The organism is Brevibacillus humidisoli (assembly GCF_020923435.1).
Taxonomy (GTDB): Bacteria; Bacillota; Bacilli; order Brevibacillales; family Brevibacillaceae; genus Brevibacillus_E; species Brevibacillus_E humidisoli.
In genome coordinates this window covers 1,375,061-1,395,615 of record NZ_CP087263.1, presented here as the reverse complement: position 1 = coordinate 1,395,615, position 20,555 = coordinate 1,375,061, and the positions used below count along the sequence as shown (strand labels likewise).

General features: G+C 51.5%; 18 protein-coding genes and 1 pseudogene. 3 read left to right on the top strand and 16 right to left on the bottom strand.

Annotation, left to right across the window (positions count from 1 at the left end; genetic code table 11):
* Positions 1–18 precede the first annotated feature (18 nt).
* On the bottom strand, positions 19–729 hold the full coding sequence (locus tag LOK74_RS06935) for a hypothetical protein (protein ID WP_230045918.1): 711 nt from the start codon (positions 727–729) through the stop codon (positions 19–21).
* Positions 730–1,029: 300 nt separating this feature from the next.
* Here LOK74_RS06935 and cbpB point away from each other — a divergent pair, with 300 nt between their 5' ends.
* The gene (gene cbpB / locus LOK74_RS06930) at positions 1,030–1,515 is read left to right on the top strand and encodes a cyclic-di-AMP-binding protein CbpB (RefSeq protein WP_230045917.1); all 486 of its coding nucleotides are present in this window, start codon (positions 1,030–1,032) and stop codon (positions 1,513–1,515) included.
* An 85-nt stretch (positions 1,516–1,600) separates the two neighbouring features.
* Here the strand turns inward: cbpB and LOK74_RS06925 are convergent, their stop codons facing one another.
* The gene (locus LOK74_RS06925; protein WP_230045916.1) at positions 1,601–2,014 is read right to left on the bottom strand and encodes an Lrp/AsnC family transcriptional regulator; all 414 of its coding nucleotides are present in this window, start codon (positions 2,012–2,014) and stop codon (positions 1,601–1,603) included.
* A 118-nt stretch (positions 2,015–2,132) separates the two neighbouring features.
* Between LOK74_RS06925 and LOK74_RS06920 the strand changes: the two genes are divergently transcribed.
* Entirely contained in the window at positions 2,133–2,882 is a 750-nt protein-coding gene (locus tag LOK74_RS06920; protein WP_230045915.1) for an MBL fold metallo-hydrolase, read from the top strand.
* A gap of 42 nt (positions 2,883–2,924) precedes the next feature.
* Here the strand turns inward: LOK74_RS06920 and LOK74_RS06915 are convergent.
* From LOK74_RS06915 to mnmM, 4 genes and pseudogenes are all read right to left on the bottom strand, one after another.
* Positions 2,925–3,835, bottom strand: a pseudogene (locus LOK74_RS06915) (YheC/YheD family endospore coat-associated protein).
* A gap of 556 nt (positions 3,836–4,391) precedes the next feature.
* Positions 4,392–5,567, bottom strand: coding sequence for a glycine C-acetyltransferase (locus tag LOK74_RS06910; RefSeq protein WP_230045914.1), 1,176 nt, complete (start codon positions 5,565–5,567; stop codon positions 4,392–4,394).
* A gap of 50 nt (positions 5,568–5,617) precedes the next feature.
* The gene (tdh, locus tag LOK74_RS06905) at positions 5,618–6,703 is read right to left on the bottom strand and encodes an L-threonine 3-dehydrogenase (protein WP_230045913.1); all 1,086 of its coding nucleotides are present in this window, start codon (positions 6,701–6,703) and stop codon (positions 5,618–5,620) included.
* Between the two features lie 133 nt (positions 6,704–6,836).
* Entirely contained in the window at positions 6,837–7,391 is a 555-nt protein-coding gene (mnmM, locus tag LOK74_RS06900; protein ID WP_230045912.1) for a tRNA 5-(aminomethyl)-2-thiouridylate-methyltransferase MnmM, read from the bottom strand.
* 136 nt (positions 7,392–7,527) lie between these two features.
* Between mnmM and LOK74_RS06895 the strand changes: the two genes are divergently transcribed.
* Entirely contained in the window at positions 7,528–8,580 is a 1,053-nt protein-coding gene (locus tag LOK74_RS06895) for a YkvI family membrane protein (protein ID WP_230045911.1), read from the top strand.
* Positions 8,581–8,626: 46 nt separating this feature from the next.
* Here the strand turns inward: LOK74_RS06895 and LOK74_RS06890 are convergent, their stop codons facing one another.
* The 10 genes from LOK74_RS06890 to LOK74_RS06845 form a co-directional block, all read right to left on the bottom strand.
* Complete coding sequence (locus LOK74_RS06890) at positions 8,627–9,493, bottom strand: 2-oxoacid:ferredoxin oxidoreductase subunit beta (protein WP_230045910.1); 867 nt, start codon at positions 9,491–9,493, stop codon at positions 8,627–8,629.
* Positions 9,465–11,243, bottom strand: coding sequence for a 2-oxoacid:acceptor oxidoreductase subunit alpha (locus LOK74_RS06885; protein WP_230045909.1), 1,779 nt, complete (start codon positions 11,241–11,243; stop codon positions 9,465–9,467). The genes LOK74_RS06890 and LOK74_RS06885 overlap by 29 nt, the downstream gene beginning before the upstream one ends.
* 232 nt (positions 11,244–11,475) lie before the next feature.
* The gene (locus tag LOK74_RS06880) at positions 11,476–12,411 is read right to left on the bottom strand and encodes a dipeptidase (RefSeq protein WP_230045908.1); all 936 of its coding nucleotides are present in this window, start codon (positions 12,409–12,411) and stop codon (positions 11,476–11,478) included.
* Positions 12,412–12,514: 103 nt separating this feature from the next.
* Entirely contained in the window at positions 12,515–12,775 is a 261-nt protein-coding gene (spoVS, locus tag LOK74_RS06875) for a stage V sporulation protein SpoVS (RefSeq protein WP_003385776.1), read from the bottom strand.
* Positions 12,776–12,892: 117 nt separating this feature from the next.
* Positions 12,893–13,687, bottom strand: coding sequence for a TIGR00282 family metallophosphoesterase (locus LOK74_RS06870; RefSeq protein ID WP_230046931.1), 795 nt, complete (start codon positions 13,685–13,687; stop codon positions 12,893–12,895).
* A 151-nt stretch (positions 13,688–13,838) separates the two neighbouring features.
* The gene (gene rny, locus LOK74_RS06865) at positions 13,839–15,344 is read right to left on the bottom strand and encodes a ribonuclease Y (RefSeq protein WP_230046930.1); all 1,506 of its coding nucleotides are present in this window, start codon (positions 15,342–15,344) and stop codon (positions 13,839–13,841) included.
* Between the two features lie 401 nt (positions 15,345–15,745).
* On the bottom strand, positions 15,746–16,405 hold the full coding sequence (locus LOK74_RS06860; RefSeq protein ID WP_230045907.1) for a RecX family transcriptional regulator: 660 nt from the start codon (positions 16,403–16,405) through the stop codon (positions 15,746–15,748).
* A gap of 77 nt (positions 16,406–16,482) precedes the next feature.
* Entirely contained in the window at positions 16,483–17,541 is a 1,059-nt protein-coding gene (gene recA, locus LOK74_RS06855) for a recombinase RecA (protein ID WP_277613427.1), read from the bottom strand.
* 147 nt (positions 17,542–17,688) lie between these two features.
* Complete coding sequence (locus LOK74_RS06850; RefSeq protein ID WP_230045906.1) at positions 17,689–19,278, bottom strand: DEAD/DEAH box helicase; 1,590 nt, start codon at positions 19,276–19,278, stop codon at positions 17,689–17,691.
* A gap of 5 nt (positions 19,279–19,283) precedes the next feature.
* A complete protein-coding gene (locus LOK74_RS06845) occupies positions 19,284–20,525 on the bottom strand; it encodes a competence/damage-inducible protein A (protein WP_230045905.1) in 1,242 nt (413 codons plus the stop codon).
* Between the last annotated feature and the right edge of the window lie 30 nt (positions 20,526–20,555).

Below are 20,555 nucleotides of genomic sequence, written 5' to 3'. Positions count from 1 at the left end.
GCGGTTCTCCTTGCTGATTTACGGTATGTACTGATGCGTTTGTTCATCGTATGTAAGTGTCTCGCTCGAGCTGGTTTCCGTCTGCACTTCACCGGTTGGCGACCTTTTTTGTTGCAGCCGCAGGTACACCAGATCACCGGACATGCTCATCTGCACGTTGCCGTAAGTGACCTGAATCTCCTCAGGATAAGCGGTGTGAGCATATCCAATATCGCTCCACACTTCCCTGTATCCCTCCGGCGTGTATCGAAGGGCATGCAACTTGTTTTCCTGGATGCCGGTACCACCAAACCCGCTGGTAAACACCAAGGTCTCTCCGCCTCCGACAGAGAAGAGTTGAACGCCGTATACGGGCTCTTCCTTTACATAAACAGGCTGATAGCGTCCGTCCTGTTGGGCGTACAAAACAAACAAACCGTTGAGATGATCCAAGGTAACAAAGACAGCCAATTCCGGCTCCTGCCGCTGTCCAGTCTTTTCGTCATAGCGAAGATGAGTACGAACGACAGTAAGTGAAGAAGGCTGCAGCAATGCTTGAGCGTTCCCCGTCAAACGCGCCTTCACGTCTTCATATAACCAGTCTGGTACCGGATCAAGTTGGGCAGCCTCTGGCTCTATGTCGTCCTCTGCCTGAACCGGGTACAACTGAGGCTGTCCAGCATACCAGAGCGTGACGGCTGCCGCGATGATGAGAAAACAGAATAACAACAATGATTTTCTTCGAATCACATTCGTTCCTCCTGAGCCTCTATTCACATGCCTACTGCCTAGACGAACCATACAGACCAAACGTTGCGCCCGTATTTTCCTTCAACTTCCTAGTGTCAGGCCGAGCGGTTTGCTGCATAATACTGAAAAGGGAACGATGATTCCACACCTCGATTCATTTTTACCCGGTCTGTCAGGCCGGGTTTTCTTATGCCCCAACCGATATCGTTTTGATAACGATGGGATGGCACTGCACATGACCATGAATGGGTCGCCGGCTTCAGCGTCTATCGCTTTACAAACGTAAAGGAAAACCGTATCATGAACGATGTACGAGACGCTGGCAAAGGAGTGAAAGGCGTGAACGATCCTCAAACCCGACAACTTCTTGAAAATGAAATCAAAGAACTGATTATCCCCGCTTCACAGGTTGCACATGTACAATTGAACAATTCGCTGGAACACGCTTTACTGGTGTTGATTAAATCGGGGTATTCAGCGATCCCCGTCTTGGATAAAGAATACAAAATCTGCGGACAAATCAGCAAAACACTGATTCTAGAATCCATACTCGGCATGGAGCGGATCGAATACGAAACACTGCACGAACATCAGGTGGTAGAGGTCATGAACAGCAAAATCCCTCGCATGAAGGACAGCGATACTTTCTTGCGGGCACTTGAACTGTCGATCAATCATCCATTTGTCTGCATCGAAGATGATGCTGGCCGGTTTGTCGGCATCCTTACCCGGAAATCGATTCTCGCCATCGTTTATCGATACTTTCGAAATAAAAAGACAACATAACGTTCGGCCATCGCCTGGTTGGTTTCGTTGGCCTCGCTTCTGGTGCCTGACGCAGCAGAAGCGTTTTATTATACAGCTTCGCGGTTCAGCGAATTTTCTCAATGGACAGATTGAGCCGGTAGTTGCCGTACCGCAGCACATCGTCTAAAAAGTGGTTCAGTTCCTTTTGAGAGGAAGCGGACACTTTTAACCAGAAGCATCCCTCACCGCTGATGCGATAGGCCTCCTCCACCATCGGATGATCGGCAAGAAACTGCCATAAAGCGCGATGATTGGAAGACTTCATAAACACGGTGACCAAAGCGGTGATCGGGTGACCCAACTTGGCCTGATCCAGTTTCACTGTAAAACCTTCGATCACCCCCATCTCTTCCAATCTGCGGATACGTGCAGCCACTGCTTGTCCGGTCAGATGTACTTTCTCCCCAATCTCTTTCCACTGCATACGTGCATCCTGCTTCAGCCAGTGCAGGATTTCACGGTCGGTTCGATCAATCATCTCTGTTCTTTCCTTTCATCACGTAAGTAAACAAAGACAAACGGTTTCACCACGAGATCGCCTTTTTTTGCTGCTCTTGATACGATAGTCAACATAACCGAGTAGAGAGGTGATTTCCATGAAGCTTCAACTGGTTCGTCATGCCACACTCTTAGTCAGTATACGAGACAAAACGTTGCTGGTCGATCCCATGTTAAGCCCAAAAGGAGCTCTGCCGCCTATTGCCAACAGTCCCAATCCTGCAGCTAATCCACTTGTACCGCTGCCAGAGGCGGTATCTGTAGCAGGAGTAGATGCGATTCTGGTTACCCACACCCATCCAGACCACTTTGACGAGGCAGCAATGGAAATCCTGTCCAAACAGCTACCTGTATTTTGCCAACCAGAAGACGAGGCAAAGTTGCTGGAGTCAGGATTTCAGCAAGTCTCTCCGATCCACCACCGCTTGGAGTGGAAAGGGCTGACTTTCGATCGAACCGGCGGACAGCATGGTACCGGGGTCATCGGCGAGAAGATGGGACCAGTCTCCGGCTTTGTACTGCAGTCAGCAGAAGAACCCATTCTATACATCGCCGGAGATACGATTTGGTGCCCAGAAGTAAAAGAAGCACTAGATCGATACAGACCGCAAGTAGCAGTGGTGAATGCAGGAGGAGCCCGATTCCTGGAAGGCGATCCAATCACAATGACAGCCGAGGACGTTGAAGCGGTGTGTCGCCACGCACCTGAAACACGGGTCATTGCCGTTCACATGGAAGCGATCAACCACTGCCTGCTTACAAGAGAGGAATTGTCACGCAGTCTCAATCAGGCTGGTCTGCGGAAGCAAGTAGTCATCCCGGGAGACGGGGAAGTGCTCACTCTGTAGCAAGACAAAGCAGCAGCGTACAGAGACTTTCAGAGAAGGAAATCAATTAATGGAAGTGCTGGAAATCTGAGATCGATCTGGTCTGTTTCCAGTATCCGCTGCACCCTGCACAGGAGAGACGGACATGCTGGACTGGGCTGTCGAAGTGGTCGTGGAAGCCCTTGTTACCATCCCCTCCATTAGGCCCTTGGCGTACTCTAGGGGCAGGCGATAGGTGTTTTGAAACACGTCCCCTTCGCCTGCCGCCAGAAACGAATAGCGCTGATCGCGAACGTTGATCTCGATTAGATATGGATTGCCGCTGCGATCAATCCCGATATCCAGCCCAACATCAGCCAGGGACGGGAATTGATGTTCGTAATAGCTCGTTATCGCAATGCTTGCCTTGTGAATCTTATCTTTTACTTGTGTGACTTTGTCCGGTTCAAAAATTTCGGAGAGAACCTGATCGATCGGTACAGCTCGCCCTCCTTGGGCCAAATTACTCAGTTTGTTTTTCGGATTGGCGATCTTGGCTACCATGCCTGTCACGTTCCAAACACCCTGCCCGTTTTTTGCACGGATGCCCGTATATCAAAAGGGGCTCCTTGGTAGGTTTTTAGCGGAATCCCCCTTTGAATCAGGTATGGGCGACGCCCAATCCATTTGCCAACATTTCGCAGCAGCGTTTCTCGGGTCACCAAACGCCGCTGTTTGGAGGAGATCCACAGAAAACGACTTCCCTGACGCTCGATGCGAATAACACCAAACCCGACATAACCGATGACTCGCTTGATGTAGATCACTCGATATTTTTGCAAGAAGGTTATCAGTGCCTCACGGGTATATGGCTTTGTCTCCGGCAGGTAGACACGGAGCGACGGGTTCTTCCACAGGATCTGATGGACGTTCAGCTTATTTCGTTCAATAATGCCATTGTATACCTTGCTGTACCTGCCCAATAGGTGGATCATCTGGTTAATCTCTTTTCTTCGGGTTAACATCCTGTTGTGGACCACGGGGGGAATCTTCGTCCTGTAGGGGACGAGCTTGCCCCCCCCTTAATAAATATCCCTTGACGCTTCCTCTACGGAAGTTTACGTGCAGAGGGTGAAAAAAAACGGGCTGCAATCCCAGTTCTCGGCCGATTTTTTCGTAGTAGTTCAACCGTTCGTAGGTTCTCAATCCCTCGCATCCAAGTCGGATGATGTTCATGTCCAGGAGAATACCGATTTCTTTCACCTGTGATCCCCTCTTATGAAAGGTTTACTCATACAACCTATGAGGAGGACGGTTAAGCTGACTGCCTATTTTCTGCCCGTTTCACGTGCGCTGTCCCTTTTTGTCGCTTGTTGCGCTTTCCCAGGAAAGTAAAACACGCCAGGGGAAATAACACGCTGTCGGTTCTTTTGGCAACTCTTGCAACGTCGATTGTACTTCCCATGTGCTTTGAGTTCCTTCCCCAGATTACTTTGCATCCGTAAACAAAACCCGTCTGTCGCCTTTTACGGCACACAGACGGGTTTCCTATTAGATGATCTGCAGTTCTTTCCCTACCTTTTCAAAAGCAGCGAGGGCCGTCTCCAAGTCTTCGCGCGTATGTTGAGCGGTCACAATCGTCCGTACGCGGGCAGCATTCTCCGGTACGGTCGGAAAAGCAATGCCCTGTCCCATCACGCCCTCTTCCAACAGGCGATCGGACAGCTTCATCGCCAGTGATCCTTCTCCTACAATGACTGGCGTCACCGGGGATTCACTTCTCCCCGTATTGAAACCGAGCTGATGCAGACCTTCTTTAAAGAAGCGCGTATTCTCCCACAGCTTGTCGATCAGCTCCGGTTCTTCCAGCAAAACATCAATTGCTGCGATGCAAGCAGCAGTGACGGCAGGCGGGTGCGAAGTACTGAACAGGAACGGACGTCCGCGGTGGATCAGATAATCGCGTACGGTCTGTGTACTGGCGACATAGCCCCCCAATACACCGATTGCTTTGGACAAGGTGCCGACCTGTATATGGACGCGACCGTTCAAGTCGAAGTGGTCTACCGTTCCCCGTCCGTTGCGGCCGAACACCCCACTGGCATGTGCATCGTCTACCATCACAAGCGCGTTGTATCGTTCGGCAAGAGCAACCACATCAGGCAGCGGCGCTACATCTCCGTCCATCGAAAAAACACCATCCGTCACAACCAGGCGGGTACGATACGTTTGCGTCTCTTGCAACGCTTTTTCTAAATCGTCCATATCACAATGCTTGTAGATGCGTCTGGCTGCCTTGGTCAGTCGAATCCCATCAATGATCGAAGCATGGTTTAATTCATCGGAAATGACCACATCCTGATCGCCGAGAATCGAGCTTAATACCCCTACATTGGCAGTAAAGCCTGACTGAAACACAAGGGCTGCTTCCGTATGTTTAAAATCGGCCAGGCGACGTTCCAGCTCCTCATGCATGGTAAAGGTACCAACGATCGTACGGACCGATCCTGTACCTACCCCGAACCGTTTGACCGCTTGTTCGGCCGCTTCTTTCAAGCGAGGATGGGTCGTCAGGCCGAGATAATTGTTGGAAGATAGCTGGATCACTTCTCTTCCGTTGATCTTGACCCGCGCCCCTTGTTCACTCTCCACTTCTAAAAGCTGACGAAACGTCCCCTTTTCCCGCAGCTGATTTAGTTCCGCCTCCAAATGGGCAAACCCGCTCATGAGCCATCCCCCTCTGATCGTTCGTTCTGTAACATAATCTACTGCTTCCTTTAAGGAAGCAGTACAACCTTGCCACACTGTCCACTCGTCATCAGCTCAAATCCTTCCGCGAACCGCTCCAACGGCAGGGTATGGGTGATCAACGGTTGGACATCTACCTGACCCGAGTGGAGGAAGCCAGATGTTTGTCTCCAGGTCTCAAAGATGCGTCGCCCGGTAATCCCCTGCACCGTCACACCTTTGAACACCACCTGATTGGTCAGATCCACTTCCACTGGTCGTGAGGGAAGACTGAGGATCGACATTCTCCCGCCGTTGGTCAACATCTCCAATGCCTGCCGAATGGCTACCGGATGGCCCGACATCTCGCAAACTACTTCCACTCCCATGCCCCCCGTCACCTGCATCACCTTTTTTACAGGGTCCTCGTCAAGGGAATTGATCGTTACCGTCGCTCCAACTTTACGAGCCAAATCTAGTCGATAGGCATTGACGTCAAGGGCAACCACCTCCGTCGCTCCTGATGCTTTGGCAACGGCCACGGCCAATAGACCGATCGGACCGCAGCCGACGATGGCGACCGTTTTCCCCGCTATTGGGCCGGCCAGCACCGTATGAACAGCATTGCCCATCGGTTCCTGAACCGAAGCTACTTCATACGGCATATCCGCAGGGTTCTTCCATACGTTTTCTGCCGGAATCTTGACGTACTCGGCAAAGCAGCCCTGAAAATCAACACCCAGAATCCTGGTGTTTTGGCAGACGTGATATTGTCCGGTCAGACATTGCAGACACTGGTGACAGACGACATGTGTCTCCGCTGAGACGTAGTCTCCTACCTGCACGCCTGTCACCATGCTGCCTACTTCCACGACAACTCCTGCGAATTCATGTCCGAAAACCATCGGGGTTTTGATCCGGCTCTCTGCCCATGGATCCCAGGTATAGATATGGACGTCAGTACCGCAGATGGAAGCAGCCTTCACTTCAATCAGCACCTCATGCGGCGCGATCTGCGGTACAGGCACCTCCCGCAGTTCGGCTCCCGGTTCAGCCCTGTGTTTCATGATCGCCTTCATGGTGGCCTTCCCTGTATCCACTTGCAGCTTGTTCATTTCGTTGGCTATCGTTCCCATCGCGATCTACCCTTTCAGCCTTAAGATTGGCAGCGTTTACTTGTTACGGTAAGCATATCACAAGAAGGGTTTGACCGTCCATACCACAAAGACATTTTCAGTAAAATATAAACAAATGTACATATCAGGAGGATCATCTCTTTTCAATTGCAATCAAAAAGGGGGCTTGATTCCGCTGGTTCACGTATTGGTACTTCAGCACAAGATAGTTGCTTTGCGGCAGTTCTTCACAAAACGCTTCGACGGTCTCTTTTTCCATGATGCCCGCTGAGTGCCCCCAATAAACGACGATTGTCATGATTCCACCCGGTCTCAATGTGCCAAGTCCGGCTGTAATCGCCTTTTGGGTACTATTGGCCTGTGTAGTGATTTCCTTGTTGCCACCGGGGAGATACCCGAGGTTAAACATAACCGCAGATACAGGATCGGTGATCTTGCCCATCTCTTCGTGGCTAGCTAACTGCAGTTCTACTCGATCCAGCACGTTTTCTCTCTGCAGGCGCGATCGGGTATTTTCGAGGGCCTGTAACTGAATGTCAAAGGCGATAACCTTGCCGCGCTCCCCGACCAACTGGGCGAGAAACAGGGTGTCATTCCCATTTCCCATGGTGGCATCGACGACAACATCCCCTTCCTCTACTCGTTCACGGATCAAATTTCTCGCTACTTCCAACACATTAGGCAGCATGTTTCTTCCTCTCCTTTTTTCCGTTGTATCACCATCTACAATTGGTGAAGGGGCTGTACAAGTGAAAGGGGGACAAAGCGCATGATTCCAACCTTCCGCTCATAGGATGGGAGTAAGATGGGACAGGAGGTCGATGATGGTAAAGTCATGGAAACAAAGCCTGCAGATTGCCTTCACTTACATCGGCACGGTAGTCGGCGCCGGCTTCGCCTCCGGTCGGGAAATTATTGAATTCTTTGTGCAGTACGGCACGCAGGGATTGATCGGTATTTTCCTTGCCTCGCTATTGTTTATATGGGCCGGTGTGCGAGTGATGATTCTCGCCTATCGCCTGCAGGCCAGTTCGTATCAAGAGATTAACAACTACTTGTTTGGAAAAACGGCCGGTTCTTTGTTTAATCTGATATTGCTGGCTGTCCTGTTGGGTACGACCTCGGTGATGCTGGCCGCTACTGGTGCGTTGTTTGCGGGCAGTTTTCACCTGCCGGCTCAGGTCGGAATCTGGTTTAGTATGATCTGGATTTTTCTGGTGACGGCAAAAGGTCTGCAGGCCATTCACTCGGTAAACAGTCTGTTCGTTCCCGTGCTGATTGGCTTTACCGTACTCGTCTTTCTCTACAGCGAGCCATGGAATGCCGCGTCGACGAGCACAGCCGTTGTTGAGACCAACAAGCCTTGGATCTGGTTCACTTCTCCCTTTTACTACGTCGCATTAAACGTTTCATTAACGCAAGCAGTGCTGGTACCGATCGGCCGTGCAAGCAAAAGTGAACACCCCCTGATCCTGGGGGGTCTCTTAGGGGGGCTAGGTATTGGGCTCTTGCTGTTGCTTGCTTACAGTTCGATGTCGGCCCATATGCCGCAGATCGTAAGTATGGAGATGCCGATGATCTACATGCTGGCCGGTCTTGGTCAAGGCGCCGCACTCTTGTTTGCCCTGCTTGTTTATGCAGAGATCTTCTCAACATTGGTAGCCAATGTCTTTGGGATCGTTCAACAACTAAAACAGGTCGTTTCGCTGCCGCCGCCCCTCATCATACTCGTCATCCTATTGGCTTGTTATCTAGTCAGTTTTATCGGATTCATCCCGCTGCTCTCTCTATTGTATCCACTATTTGGACAGATTGTGGTATTGTTTTTGTTTATGCTTTGCTATCGCCAGATCGAGACGTTTGTTTGGAAAAAATAAAAACCCTCTCCGCAGCATGGAGAGGGTTGATTTACTAGATGCATCTTTACGCGAACTCTGCCACCAGTTTCTCAAAGTCTTCCGCAGAGAGGCTGATATCCTGATTGGCCAGTCCTTGTTCCTTAAACCCGGGCACCAGTTCCTCATAGGATTTTTGCTCGGTGTTTTGGTAAATCAAACCAACCAACAATCCGTCGTTGGCCATGGAATGGGACATTGCCTTGATCCGGTCATGCGGATCATAGCCCTCAATGGAGTCAACAGGCACCACATGTTCTTTGAACCAGTCGTAGGTGTTTACCTTGTTGTAGGTGACACACGGGCTAAATACGTTGATCAGCGAGAAGCCTTTGTGATTAATGCCTCGTTCAATCAGATCGGTAAGACCTTTCAAGTCACTGGAGAACGATTGAGCGACAAAGGTAGCTCCTGCCGATAGAGCCAACTCAACTGGAGAGATGGCTGATTCGATTGAGCCTTGCGGTGTCGATTTGGTGACGAAACCGGTCGCGGAGCGCGGCGATGTCTGTCCTTTGGTCAAGCCGTAAATCTGGTTATCCATCACGATATAGGTGATATCCAGATTGCGTCGGATTGCGTGTACGGTATGCCCCATACCAATCGCAAATCCATCACCGTCTCCACCGGAGGCGATTACCGTCAGTTCACGGTTTGCCATTTTCAAACCTTGTGCGATCGGCAGGGCACGACCGTGAATGCCGTGGAAACCGTAACAGTTGATGTAACCGGAAATACGGCCAGAACAGCCAATTCCGGAAACAACGGCCAGACTCTCCGGTTCAAGGCCCACGTTGGCAGCTGCCCGTTGAATCGCAGCCTGCACGGAGAAGTCGCCACACCCTGGACACCAGTTCGGCTTAACGTTATTGCGGAACTCTTTGAACGTCGCCATGCTTAATCAACCCCTTGACTTCGGTATAAATATCAGATGGTAGGAACGGGTTTCCGTCGTATTTCAATACGGATTGAATCTTCTCGGCTGATCCAACATTCAGCTTCAACAGGCCAGCAATCTGTGCAGTTGCGTTGTTTTCCACAACGATCACGTGCTTGGCTTTCTCCACGTAAGGCTTGATGGCCTCAGCCGGGAATGGATGCAGCAGGCGGATCTGTGCATGGTTGACTTTCAGTCCATCCTGCTCCAGTCTGCCTTTGGCTTCCGCGATCGTGCCATGCGTAGAGTTGATTCCGACAATCAGTACGTCAGGCTCGCTATGCGGGGCATCAAACAGTACAGGATTCGGAAACTTTTGAACCAGACCTTGCAGCTTCTTCAGGCGTTTTTCCATCTGGCTCTTGCGGTTTTCCGGGCTTTCCGACGGGCGTCCTGTTTCCGCGTGCTCTACCCCGGTCACGTGATGAATTCCGTACTTTTGACCCGGAACCGGACGAGGTGAGATACCGTCTTCCGTAACCTCGTAACGCTTAAACAGTTCGTTTTGCTCCACTTCAGGCAGATCTTGGCCAGCCAGCAGTTTGCCGCGGCGGATCTGTACACGGCTGAAATCAAATGGTTCAACGGTCTGTTTGCCCAGAGACAGAGCCATGTCCGTCAACAAGATGACCGGAATCTGGTACTCCTCGGCAATGTTGAACGCTTCAACCGCATCGTAGAAGCAATCTTCTACAGTGGACGGCGCCATCACAACCTTTGGAATTTCTCCGTGCGTGCCGTAAATCATCGCCATCACGTCGGATTGCTCCTGTTTGGTCGGCAAACCGGTAGACGGACCGCCGCGCTGTGTATCTACGATCACAACGGGTGTTTCCGTCATGCCGGCAAGACCGATCGCTTCCATCATCAGGGAGAGACCCGGACCAGCTGAAGCGGTCAGCGCGCGCACACCGCCGTAGTTGGCGCCGATGGCCATCGTGACGGCAGCGATTTCGTCTTCTGTCTGAATTACCGTGCCGCCAAACTTGGGCAGACGCTTAATCAGATATTCCATGATCTCCGAAGCAGGAGTAATCGGATATGCCGGCATGAAACGAACCCCGGCTGCAACACAGCCAAGTCCGATCGCGTCATTACCAATCATGAACAGACGCTTTTGACCGTCTGCTTTTTCCAATTGAAAATCAGGCAGTTGTCCGCCGGTCAACTCGTTGACGAACTCCGCACCACGCTTGATCGCTTCCATGTTCTTTTCGACTACTTTTTCTCCCTTGCGAAGGAACATGTCTTCCACGATGTTACGGTAGGATTCTGCCGGGATGCCGAGAATCGCGCTGGTCGCGCCGATCGACACCATGTTTTTCATCAGAGACGTGCCCAGTTCATCGGCAATCTGCGTAAGTGGAACGGCAAACAGGCGAACCGGTTTCAGTCCCTCAGGGAGTGTCGGATTAAACTTGGCGTCTGCGATAATAATGCCGCCTTCGCGCAATTCATGCGCATTGAGATCGATCGTCTCCTGGTCAAAAGCAACCAAGATATCCAGCACGTCGGAGATAGCGCGTGTTGGCTTCGTGCTTACACGAATCTTGTTGTTGGTGTGTCCCCCTTTGATACGGGACGAAAAATGACGATAACCATACAGATGGTAACCCATGCGGTTCATCGCCATAGAGAAGATTTCCCCGGTACTCTCGATACCTTCCCCTTGCTGTCCTCCAACTTTCCAAGAAAGTTGACTAATCATCTGTTTACACCCCTTCAATAACTGTGAAAAAAGATGTTCACCTGCATCCACCACTCATCTCTGCCGCTTCTTCCTACTGCAATACGGGACCGTGCTGAAATGAGTTGTGAACAAAATGTGTATGAGCTTTTCCAATTGTAGTCCGAGCCATACAAAAATGCAAGTGCTTTTACTAAAATTACTTTTGGAACCATTTGAATGATGTACCTAGTTCATTAATATCTTCTTGCTACTATTGTAACACGTTGCGGAAAACACGCAACCAGTTTTTCGACACAAATTTTTTCACTTCTTCTTCCTTATATCGTTTGAGTAGTTCTTCTACCAGCAACTGGTACTGACCGGCGTCCGTCAAATCGCCAAACGTTACACTGATCCCATCAAAGTCGGAGCCAAACGCTACGTGATCCACTCCCCCCAGCGAACAGACATGCTCCAAATGACGCAGCAGATCGTCAATGCATACGGTTCGCTTCTCACTGGTGAGAAAATAAGGGACAAAGGTAAGTCCAAGCACGCCTCCTTTTTCAATCAAACCTTTGATTTGCTTGTCCGACAAGTTGCGCGGGTGATCGTACCAGTGCCTGGTATTGGCGTGGGAAGCAATCACGGGCTGCTGACTATGCTCCAGTACATCCCAGTAACCAGGCTCCGCCAGATGGGATACGTCGATGATCATCCCTAAGCGATTCATTTCGGTAATCAGCTCTCTGCCAAACGAAGACAATCCCCCCGGTCGTGGTTCCAGGCAGCCATCCGCCACCTGGTTGCGGTAGTTCCAGGTGAGCCCGATCCCCCTGACTCCCAATCGATAGAGTACGCGAAGGTTGGCGAGGTTGTTCTCGATCGGCTGAGCACCTTCTATAAACAGAATTGCCCCCTTTTGTCCGGATAAAACCTTTTCATCCAAATCTGTACGGGAGAGAATCAAGGGCATATGCCGCGCCACCTGCTGTTGATACACATCAATCATTTCAAAAACCACTTCCAGTCGACGACCGTAAGGAAGCTCGGATGGCACCCAGATGGCAAGACCCTGAATCTGCACCTCCCCTCTCTGTAACCGAGGCAGGTTGGCTTCAAGCTGCTGGTGTTCCTCTCCAAATGAAAGCGAAGGATCTTGCCAAAGTTTTAACAGGACATCACAATGTGCATCGATCAGTTTCACAGATAACTCCTCCTACTTGGTTTTTCCTCTTTTCGAAATGAAAAAAACCTGTTTATTCTGTATAGAACAAACAGGTGTCAATCTATTCAGGTTATTCTCTCGATCATCTCGGTTCAACAATCAGCTTGATCGCCGTACGTTCTTCTCCATCAATCACGATGTCGGTAAAGGCTGGGATACAGATGAGGTCAACTCCACTGGGCGCTACGAACCCTCGTGCAATCGCTACGGCTTTAACAGCTTGATTAAGCGCCCCGGCGCCGATGGCTTGGATCTCGGCTGCTCCACGTTCACGGAGGACACCTGCAAGGGCACCAGCGACAGAATTGGGGTTGGATTTTGCTGAAACTTTTAATACTTCCATCCTTTTGAACCTCCCGTCTGATAGAAATCCTGTCATCATTAGAATGATATTCGCATAACCCCTAAAAATTCCTGCAACTTGCCTTGAAAAAATTCAAAAAATTCAAATCTAAGTGTATTATTCCATAAACGGACGGTCGGCGTCAATTCTGATTCTCTCTACCCGGCGGCACTGTCCGGTTGTGCTGTCTAGCGTAAACAAAACAGCGTTTATCTGGGTCACACCGCCAGCTACTTCAAAGCGTACGGGAAGCTGTGTGAGAAACTTTTTGATCACGGCTTCCCGTTCCATTCCAAGGATGCCGTTCATCGGGCCGCACATCCCGACATCGGTTATGTAGCCGGTACCACCTGGCAATATCCGTTCATCGCCTGTCTGTACATGGGTATGTGTCCCTACGACGGCGCTGACTCTACCGTCCAAATACCAAGCCATCGCCTGCTTTTCGGAGGTTGCTTCGGCGTGAAAGTCGACAAAGATGAGCCGCGTCCGCTTCTTCGCTTCATCAATCAAGAGATCTGCTGTCCGAAATGGACAATCCAACGGAGGCAGAAACGAGCGGCCCTGCAGATTGATGACGGCCAATTCACCTTGGGAACTTTTTATGTATGTCAGTCCGGTTCCCGGCGTCTCTTGCGGAAAGTTGGCTGGTCGAATCAACCGCTGCTCCCGGTCGATAAACTCGAAAATATCTCTGTTGTCCCACGTGTGATTCCCCAGCGTGATCGCTTGAACGCCTGCTTCGAACAGTTCACGGGCAATCTTTTCTGTGATCCCCCGTCCGTGCGCGGCATTTTCTCCATTGGCAATCACGAACGTCGGCTGGTATTTCCGTTTTAACAGGGGCAGATATTGGATCACCATCTCCCGGCCCGGTGCCCCGACGATATCACCCAAAAACAGAATTTGCATCATGCACACCTCCACTATCTAGTATATACAAAAAATGCTTCAGAATCTGCCAAATGAGCATTCGTGCAAACGAAAAGAGATAATGGGCAGGCGGGTCTTGGTATCCATAAAGGGAGATCGGTAAAAAAATAAAGCGGCGATAAACGCCACTTTATTTTGCGTATTCAACCGCCCGCGTTTCGCGGATCACGGTCACCTTAATGTGACCGGGGTAATCCAGTTCACTCTCAATCCGTTTGGTGATCTCACGGGCGAGCCGAACAGCTTCCGCATCATCGATCCGCTCTGGTTGTACGATGACACGAACTTCACGGCCTGCCTGAATCGCATACGACTTTTCCACTCCATCAAACGACTCGGAGATCGATTCCAGCTTCTCCAGTCGCTTGATGTAAGTCTCCAGCGTTTCCCGGCGGGCACCCGGTCGAGCAGCCGACAGAGCGTCAGCCGCACCGACAAGCATTGCTATGACAGATGTCGGTTCTGTATCGCCGTGGTGAGATGCAATACTGTTGATAACTACAGGGTGCTCATTGTATTTTTTCGCTAGTTCGACACCGATTTCGACGTGCGAGCCTTCCACTTCGTGATCGATTGCTTTCCCGATATCGTGTAACAGGCCAGCGCGCTTTGCCAACTTCACATCCTCGTTCATCTCGGCAGCCATCAGTCCGGCGAGATGAGCCACTTCCATGGAGTGCTTCAACACGTTTTGGCCATAGCTGGTTCTGTAACGCAGCCGTCCAAGGATCTTGATCAGATCCGGATGTAGACCATGCACATCGGTCTCGAAGGTGGCCTGCTCCCCGTATTCACGGACGCGTTCATCAACTTCGCGGCGCGCTTTCTCCACCATCTCTTCGATACGAGCCGGATGGATGCGCCCATCCGCCACCAGCTTATCGAGAGCAGCCTTGGCAATCTCTCTGCGAATGGGATCAAATCCCGAGAGGATAACGGCTTCCGGTGTATCATCAATAATCAAATCGATACCAGTCAGCGTCTCGAGTGCACGAATATTGCGGCCTTCACGACCGATAATCCGCCCCTTCATCTCGTCGTTGGGCAGCGTGACTACGGAAACGGTCGTTTCCGCCACATGATCTGCCGCACAACGCTGGATGGCGGTAGAGATGATCTCGCGCGCTTTCTTGTCGGCTTCTTCCTTCGCCTGAACTTCTATCTCTTTTATCATGATTGCCATGTCGTGACGGACTTCGTTCTCCACATTGGTCAGGATCAGCGTCTTCGCTTCCTCCTGCGTCAGACCGGAAATCCGTTCCAACTCTGCAATCTGATCTTTATAAAATTGCTCCGCTTTGGCCTGCAGTTCGGCTATCGACTTCTCGCGGTCAACCAGATCGCCCTCTTTGCGTTCCAGTTGCTCCAGCTTGCGGTCGAGCGACTCTTCCTTTTGCAGGATTCGTCTCTCTTGGCGCTGAATCTCGTTGCGGCGTTCCCGCAGTTCATGCTCAGCATCGGCACGCAGTTTGAATGCCTCGTCCTTCGCTTCCAGCACCTTCTCTTTCCTGAGCGCTTCAGCCTCTCGCTTTGCCTTTTCGACGATTTGTTTGGCCGCTTCCTCCGCGCTGGAAATCTTCGCTTCCGCAATTGCTCTGCGAACGAGAAAACCGATACCAAAGCCTACAGCCAGCATGAAGAGCAATAGGATTATCACGATAGGATCAGATAGAATAGCTTCTATGTTATTTCACCTCCTTGTGGTACGACATCTCCCCGCTTTCTTCAGATCATTTTTCTTTGTTGGGTCCCTACGGGCACATCGGGTACTGCTCTACCTTTAGTTGATTCCAGTCAACCGTATGCCGTTTTGTTTCCTGTTGCCGGTGCGGTAAAAAACAAGACCGAAGCTTGCTCGGTCCGCTGAATCCGCGCCGGCTGGGCACGGTTGTTCAGTTTTACCTTACGAATGAGCGAAAGAATTAGCGAAAAAAGCATGAAACACCACGTAAATACAAACCTATTGTATTATTTGCGCTCTAGGCTTGTCAAGAAGCAGGCAAACGATGTACCGGGGCGACGCTTGGAAGGATTCGGCTATTCATCCCCTTCCGGTATACATCCGCCTCGGGAGGACAACTCCTGTCTGATCGCATGCACTACAGCATGCGAAAACCCTTTTCTCATAAGAGCGAGCAGCAGCTTTTGCTCTTCCTGAGGCGTAAGGGGGGAAGGATTTCTGCGCAACCGTTTTTCCAGCCAACGCCGTGCTGCCATCAGTTCTTCTCGCTGGTCTAGGTCCGACAAAACGGATTCGACGATGTCATTGCCAATGCCCTTCTGCAGCAATTCCATCTTTAGCGCGTACTTGCCTCGCGGTCGGTTGCGCATTCGTTCGGCAACCCAACGGCGAGCATATTCCCAGTCGTCGATATATCCTTGTCGTTCACACGCTGTCCGCACCTCACGGGCAATCTCAGACGTATGCCCCTTCCTCGTCAGATGCTGCTCCAACTGCTGGGCCGTACGCGGTCGGATTCCCAGCAACCGCAGGGCAGACAGATAGGCTTTATGCCGTTCTTCCGCCTGCAGCACTTCGTCGTACAAGCCAGCATCAATCACTGTCCCTTTAAATAAGTTATACTTGATCAGAATGTCTTGATGCACGGAAAATGCCCAAGTGTCGTCAATATAGATGTGATAGCGATTTTTCTGTTTCTCGTCCCGCTGGACGGCGGAAATCAGACCGCTGTTCATCCCTTTCCCTCCGCCGTTGGTCTAGTTTAGTGAGAAAGCCTGTCATGAGCGACAGGCTTTCTCCACATACAACTGCATTATTCAAAGTCAAAGACCGGCTCCTCATCCTGTTCGGGATCATTCACCGCTTCCCCCGCGGGAACCGAATTCGAATTCAGGCTGTAATACTCACGGATCTTCTCTTCAATTTGTTTGGAGATTTCCGGATTTTCCTTCAGGAACATTTTGGCGTTCTCCCGTCCCTGACCGAGTCGTTCGTCGCTAAACGAATACCATGCGCCGCTTTTGACCACCACGTCAATCTCGGTCCCAATATCGAGAATGCTTCCTTCCTTGGAGATCCCTTCCCCGTACATAATATCCACTTCCGCTGTCTTGAACGGAGGAGCCACCTTGTTTTTCACTACTTTTACCTTGGTTTTGGTACCGACCACATCATTTCCCACCTTGATGCTCTCTGCCTTGCGAACATCAAGACGAACACTGGCGTAGAACTTCAGTGCACGCCCACCTGGGGTAGTCTCTGGATTTCCAAACATGACACCAACTTTTTCACGCAGTTGGTTGATGAAGATGGCAATCGTCTTCGACTTGTTGATAGCCCCTGACAGCTTGCGCAGCGCCTGCGACATCAAGCGAGCCTGCAGACCGACGTGAGAATCGCCCATCTCACCCTCAATCTCCGCCTTCGGCACCAACGCGGCCACCGAGTCGATGACGATAATGTCGACCGCTCCGGAGCGCACCAGCGCCTCCGCAATCTCCAGTGCCTGCTCTCCCGTATCAGGCTGGGACAGCAGCAACTCCTCAATATTGACGCCAAGCTTTGCAGCATATACTGGATCCAGTGCGTGCTCAGCGTCGATAAAGGCTGCTTGTCCTCCCTGCTTCTGGGCTTCGGCAATCGCATGCAAGGCAACTGTGGTCTTACCGGAAGACTCAGGTCCGTAGATCTCTATGATACGTCCACGAGGGAAACCGCCGACGCCAAGCGCGATATCAAGCGCCAGCGCACCGCTCGACACAGTTGAAACCTGCGTTGCAGCCATATCTCCAAGCTTCATGATGGAGCCTTTCCCGAATTGTTTTTCGATTTGTCGTAATGCGTTTTCTAAAGCAGCGCGACGATCGGACAAAACCGACACTCCCTTTCTCAACTAGTAACCTCTGAAACCATCATACATCGAGAAAGAAAGGTTTGCCAAGTATTTTTTGCGAACAAATATTCGCATACAAAAAGGCCATCGCCGTCCAGGGGGACGGAGACGACCTTTGTGCAAACCTTATCTTCTTGTTCGGGTGCGTGGTTTCGCCGGTTCGAGGTTGATCCGCTTGCCGTTGATCCTCGTCTGGCGCAGCCCTTCGTAGACAAAAGGCGCGACATCTTCCGGCACCTCGACAAAGGTGAAGTTTTCAAAGATGTCGATTCTGCCAACAGCTTTACCCGGAATGCCAACCGACTCGGAGATTTCCTTTACAAGGTCCTGCGGCTTTAGATTAGCATTGCGTCCAACATTGAGGAAGAAGCGCACCATGCCCTTGGAGGCCCCGGTTTCACCGAAGTTGTACAGTTCTCCTTCCTCATTGTCCCCCAGCTCGCTGTGGAAGGCCAGGTGCAGGGCAGCTGCCGCGATCTTCTCAGCCGGATAATCAGCCAACAGCGATTGTGCCACTTTGTCGTACATCTCTGCCACCGCATCGCCTTCCAACAGGTTGATCAGCTGCTCGCGAAGCTGTTCCTGTTTCCGCTCTGCCACTTCCTCCAGCGTCGGCACGTTGCGGGTAATGATTGCTGCTTTGGTCTGTTTTTGGATCACGACCATCTGCTTCATCTCACGTGGTGTAACCAGCGTCATCGCAATTCCATGACGTCCAGCCCGGCCAGTCCGGCCAATCCGGTGAACGTAGCTCTCCGGATCTTGTGGAATGTCGTAATTGATCACGTGTGACACGTTGCCCACGTCAATACCGCGCGCCGCCACATCGGTCGCGATCAGCAGTTCGATCGTCCCCTCCCGGAATGCTTTCATCACTTTGTCCCGCTGTGCCTGGGAGAGGTCTCCATGCAGTCCGTCGGCCAAATAGCCTCGTGTCTGCAGGGTTTCCGTCAGCTCATCCACGCCGCGCTTGGTGCGGCAGAAAATGATACCCAACTCCACATCTTCACTGTCCAGGATGCGGCACAAGCTCTCCAGTTTGTTGCGCTCAAACACCTTGTAGTAGACCTGCTCTATGCTCGGAGCCGTCACTTCCTCACGACTCACCGCAACGGTTTGCGGCTGCTTCATGTAGCGGGATGCCAGACGCTTGATCTCAGCCGGCATGGTTGCGGAGAAGAGCAAGGTTTGCCGGTCTTCGTTGATGTGGTTGATGATCGTCTCGATGTCATCGATAAAGCCCATGTCCAGCATTTCATCCGCCTCATCAAGCACCAGCATGCTGACATTATCCAGGCGCAGCGTCTTGCGACGGAGGTGGTCAAGTACACGTCCAGGCGTTCCGATCACTACCTGTACCCCTTGCCTCAGCGCACGGATTTGATGCATGATCGACTGACCGCCATAGATCGGCAGGGTACGGATTTTTTTGTACTTGGCAATCCGGCGCAGTTCACCTGCCACTTGTATGGCCAACTCCCGTGTCGGAGTCAGCACGACCGCCTGAATCCGATTGGCAGGCGTCATTTTCTCGATTAAAGGTATACCAAAGGCTGCCGTCTTCCCGGTACCGGTTTGTGCCTGACCGATCAGGTCGCCTCCTTCAAGGATTTTGGGAATACACGCGGCCTGAATCGGTGATGGCTCTTCAAACCCCATGTCGTGTACTGCTTGTAACACACTCTTATGTAGAGTGAAATCTGCAAAAATGGTCATCTCTGTCACCTTTCTTTTAAACGTTGCAACGCATAAAACATCGCGAATTTCGCTGTGCGTCCAATAATGGCTTGGCGGTGCCCCGCCAGCTTGAGCTCCTTCACAAGCACCGGCAATCCCTGCACGGAAACCCCAATATATACCAGCCCGACAGGTTTGTCTTCCAGCGGATCCGGTCCGGCCACACCTGTAATCGATATGCCAACGGTCGTATCGCAGGTACGCCGTACCTGTTCCGCCAATGCGGCGGCAACCGATTTACTGACTGCACCATCGCTTGCCAACAAGTCACCTGGAATGCCAAGAAGCTTCTGTTTCGTTTCGTTGCTGTAGCAAACGATTCCGCCGCGATAGGCAGCAGAACTGCCTGGTACGGAGGTGATCAACGCCGACAGCGCACCTCCCGTACAGCTCTCTGCACTGGAGATGGTCACCTGCTGTCGGATCAGTGCATCGACAAACACCTCATGCAGCGGTGTCTCACCCTCACCATAGATGTATTCACCCACACGGCTGCGGATCTGGGACTCAACCGGGGCGATCAACTGCTCCGCTGCCTCCACCGTATCGGCGCGGGCAGTGATTCGCAACGTGACTTCAAATTCTTTGGCATAGGGGGCAATCGTGGGGTTGGACTGCCGTTCGATCAAATCGAGCAAACGCTCCTCAAGGGCAGATTCGCCAATCCCAAAAAAACGGAGTACACGTGAGTGAAATACCTGTTTGGCAGGCAGTAAATGGTTCAGGTACGGGAGGACATACTTGTCAACCATCGGGTACAGCTCACTCGGCGGTCCGGGCAGAAGCACATATGTCGTATCAGCGTGTGTAACCGCCATTCCCGGTGCCATCCCGCGATCGTTGGGAAAGATGGTGCCTCCTTCGATGACAAGTGCTTGTTTCCGATTGTTTTCGGTCATCGTGATCCCGCGCTGTTCGTAAAAAGAGGCAATTCTGCCCATCGCCGTATCGTCGATGACGAGTGAAAGGCCCAAGTGGGCCGCCACTGTCTCCTTGGTCATGTCATCCTGGGTCGGACCCAGGCCACCGGTAAAAATGACCAGATCAGAACGGGCGGCCGCCTGACGGGTAACAAACAACAGACGTTCGTAATTATCTCCAACAACGGTATGAAAATAAACGTTAATCCCTAATTCCGCCAGTTTTTGGGACAAAAACTGTGCGTTCGTGTTTGCAATCTGTCCGAGCAGCAATTCTGTGCCAACCGCTACGATCTCCGCTCTCATCCCTATCCTTCCTATCCTCTCTATGTGTCA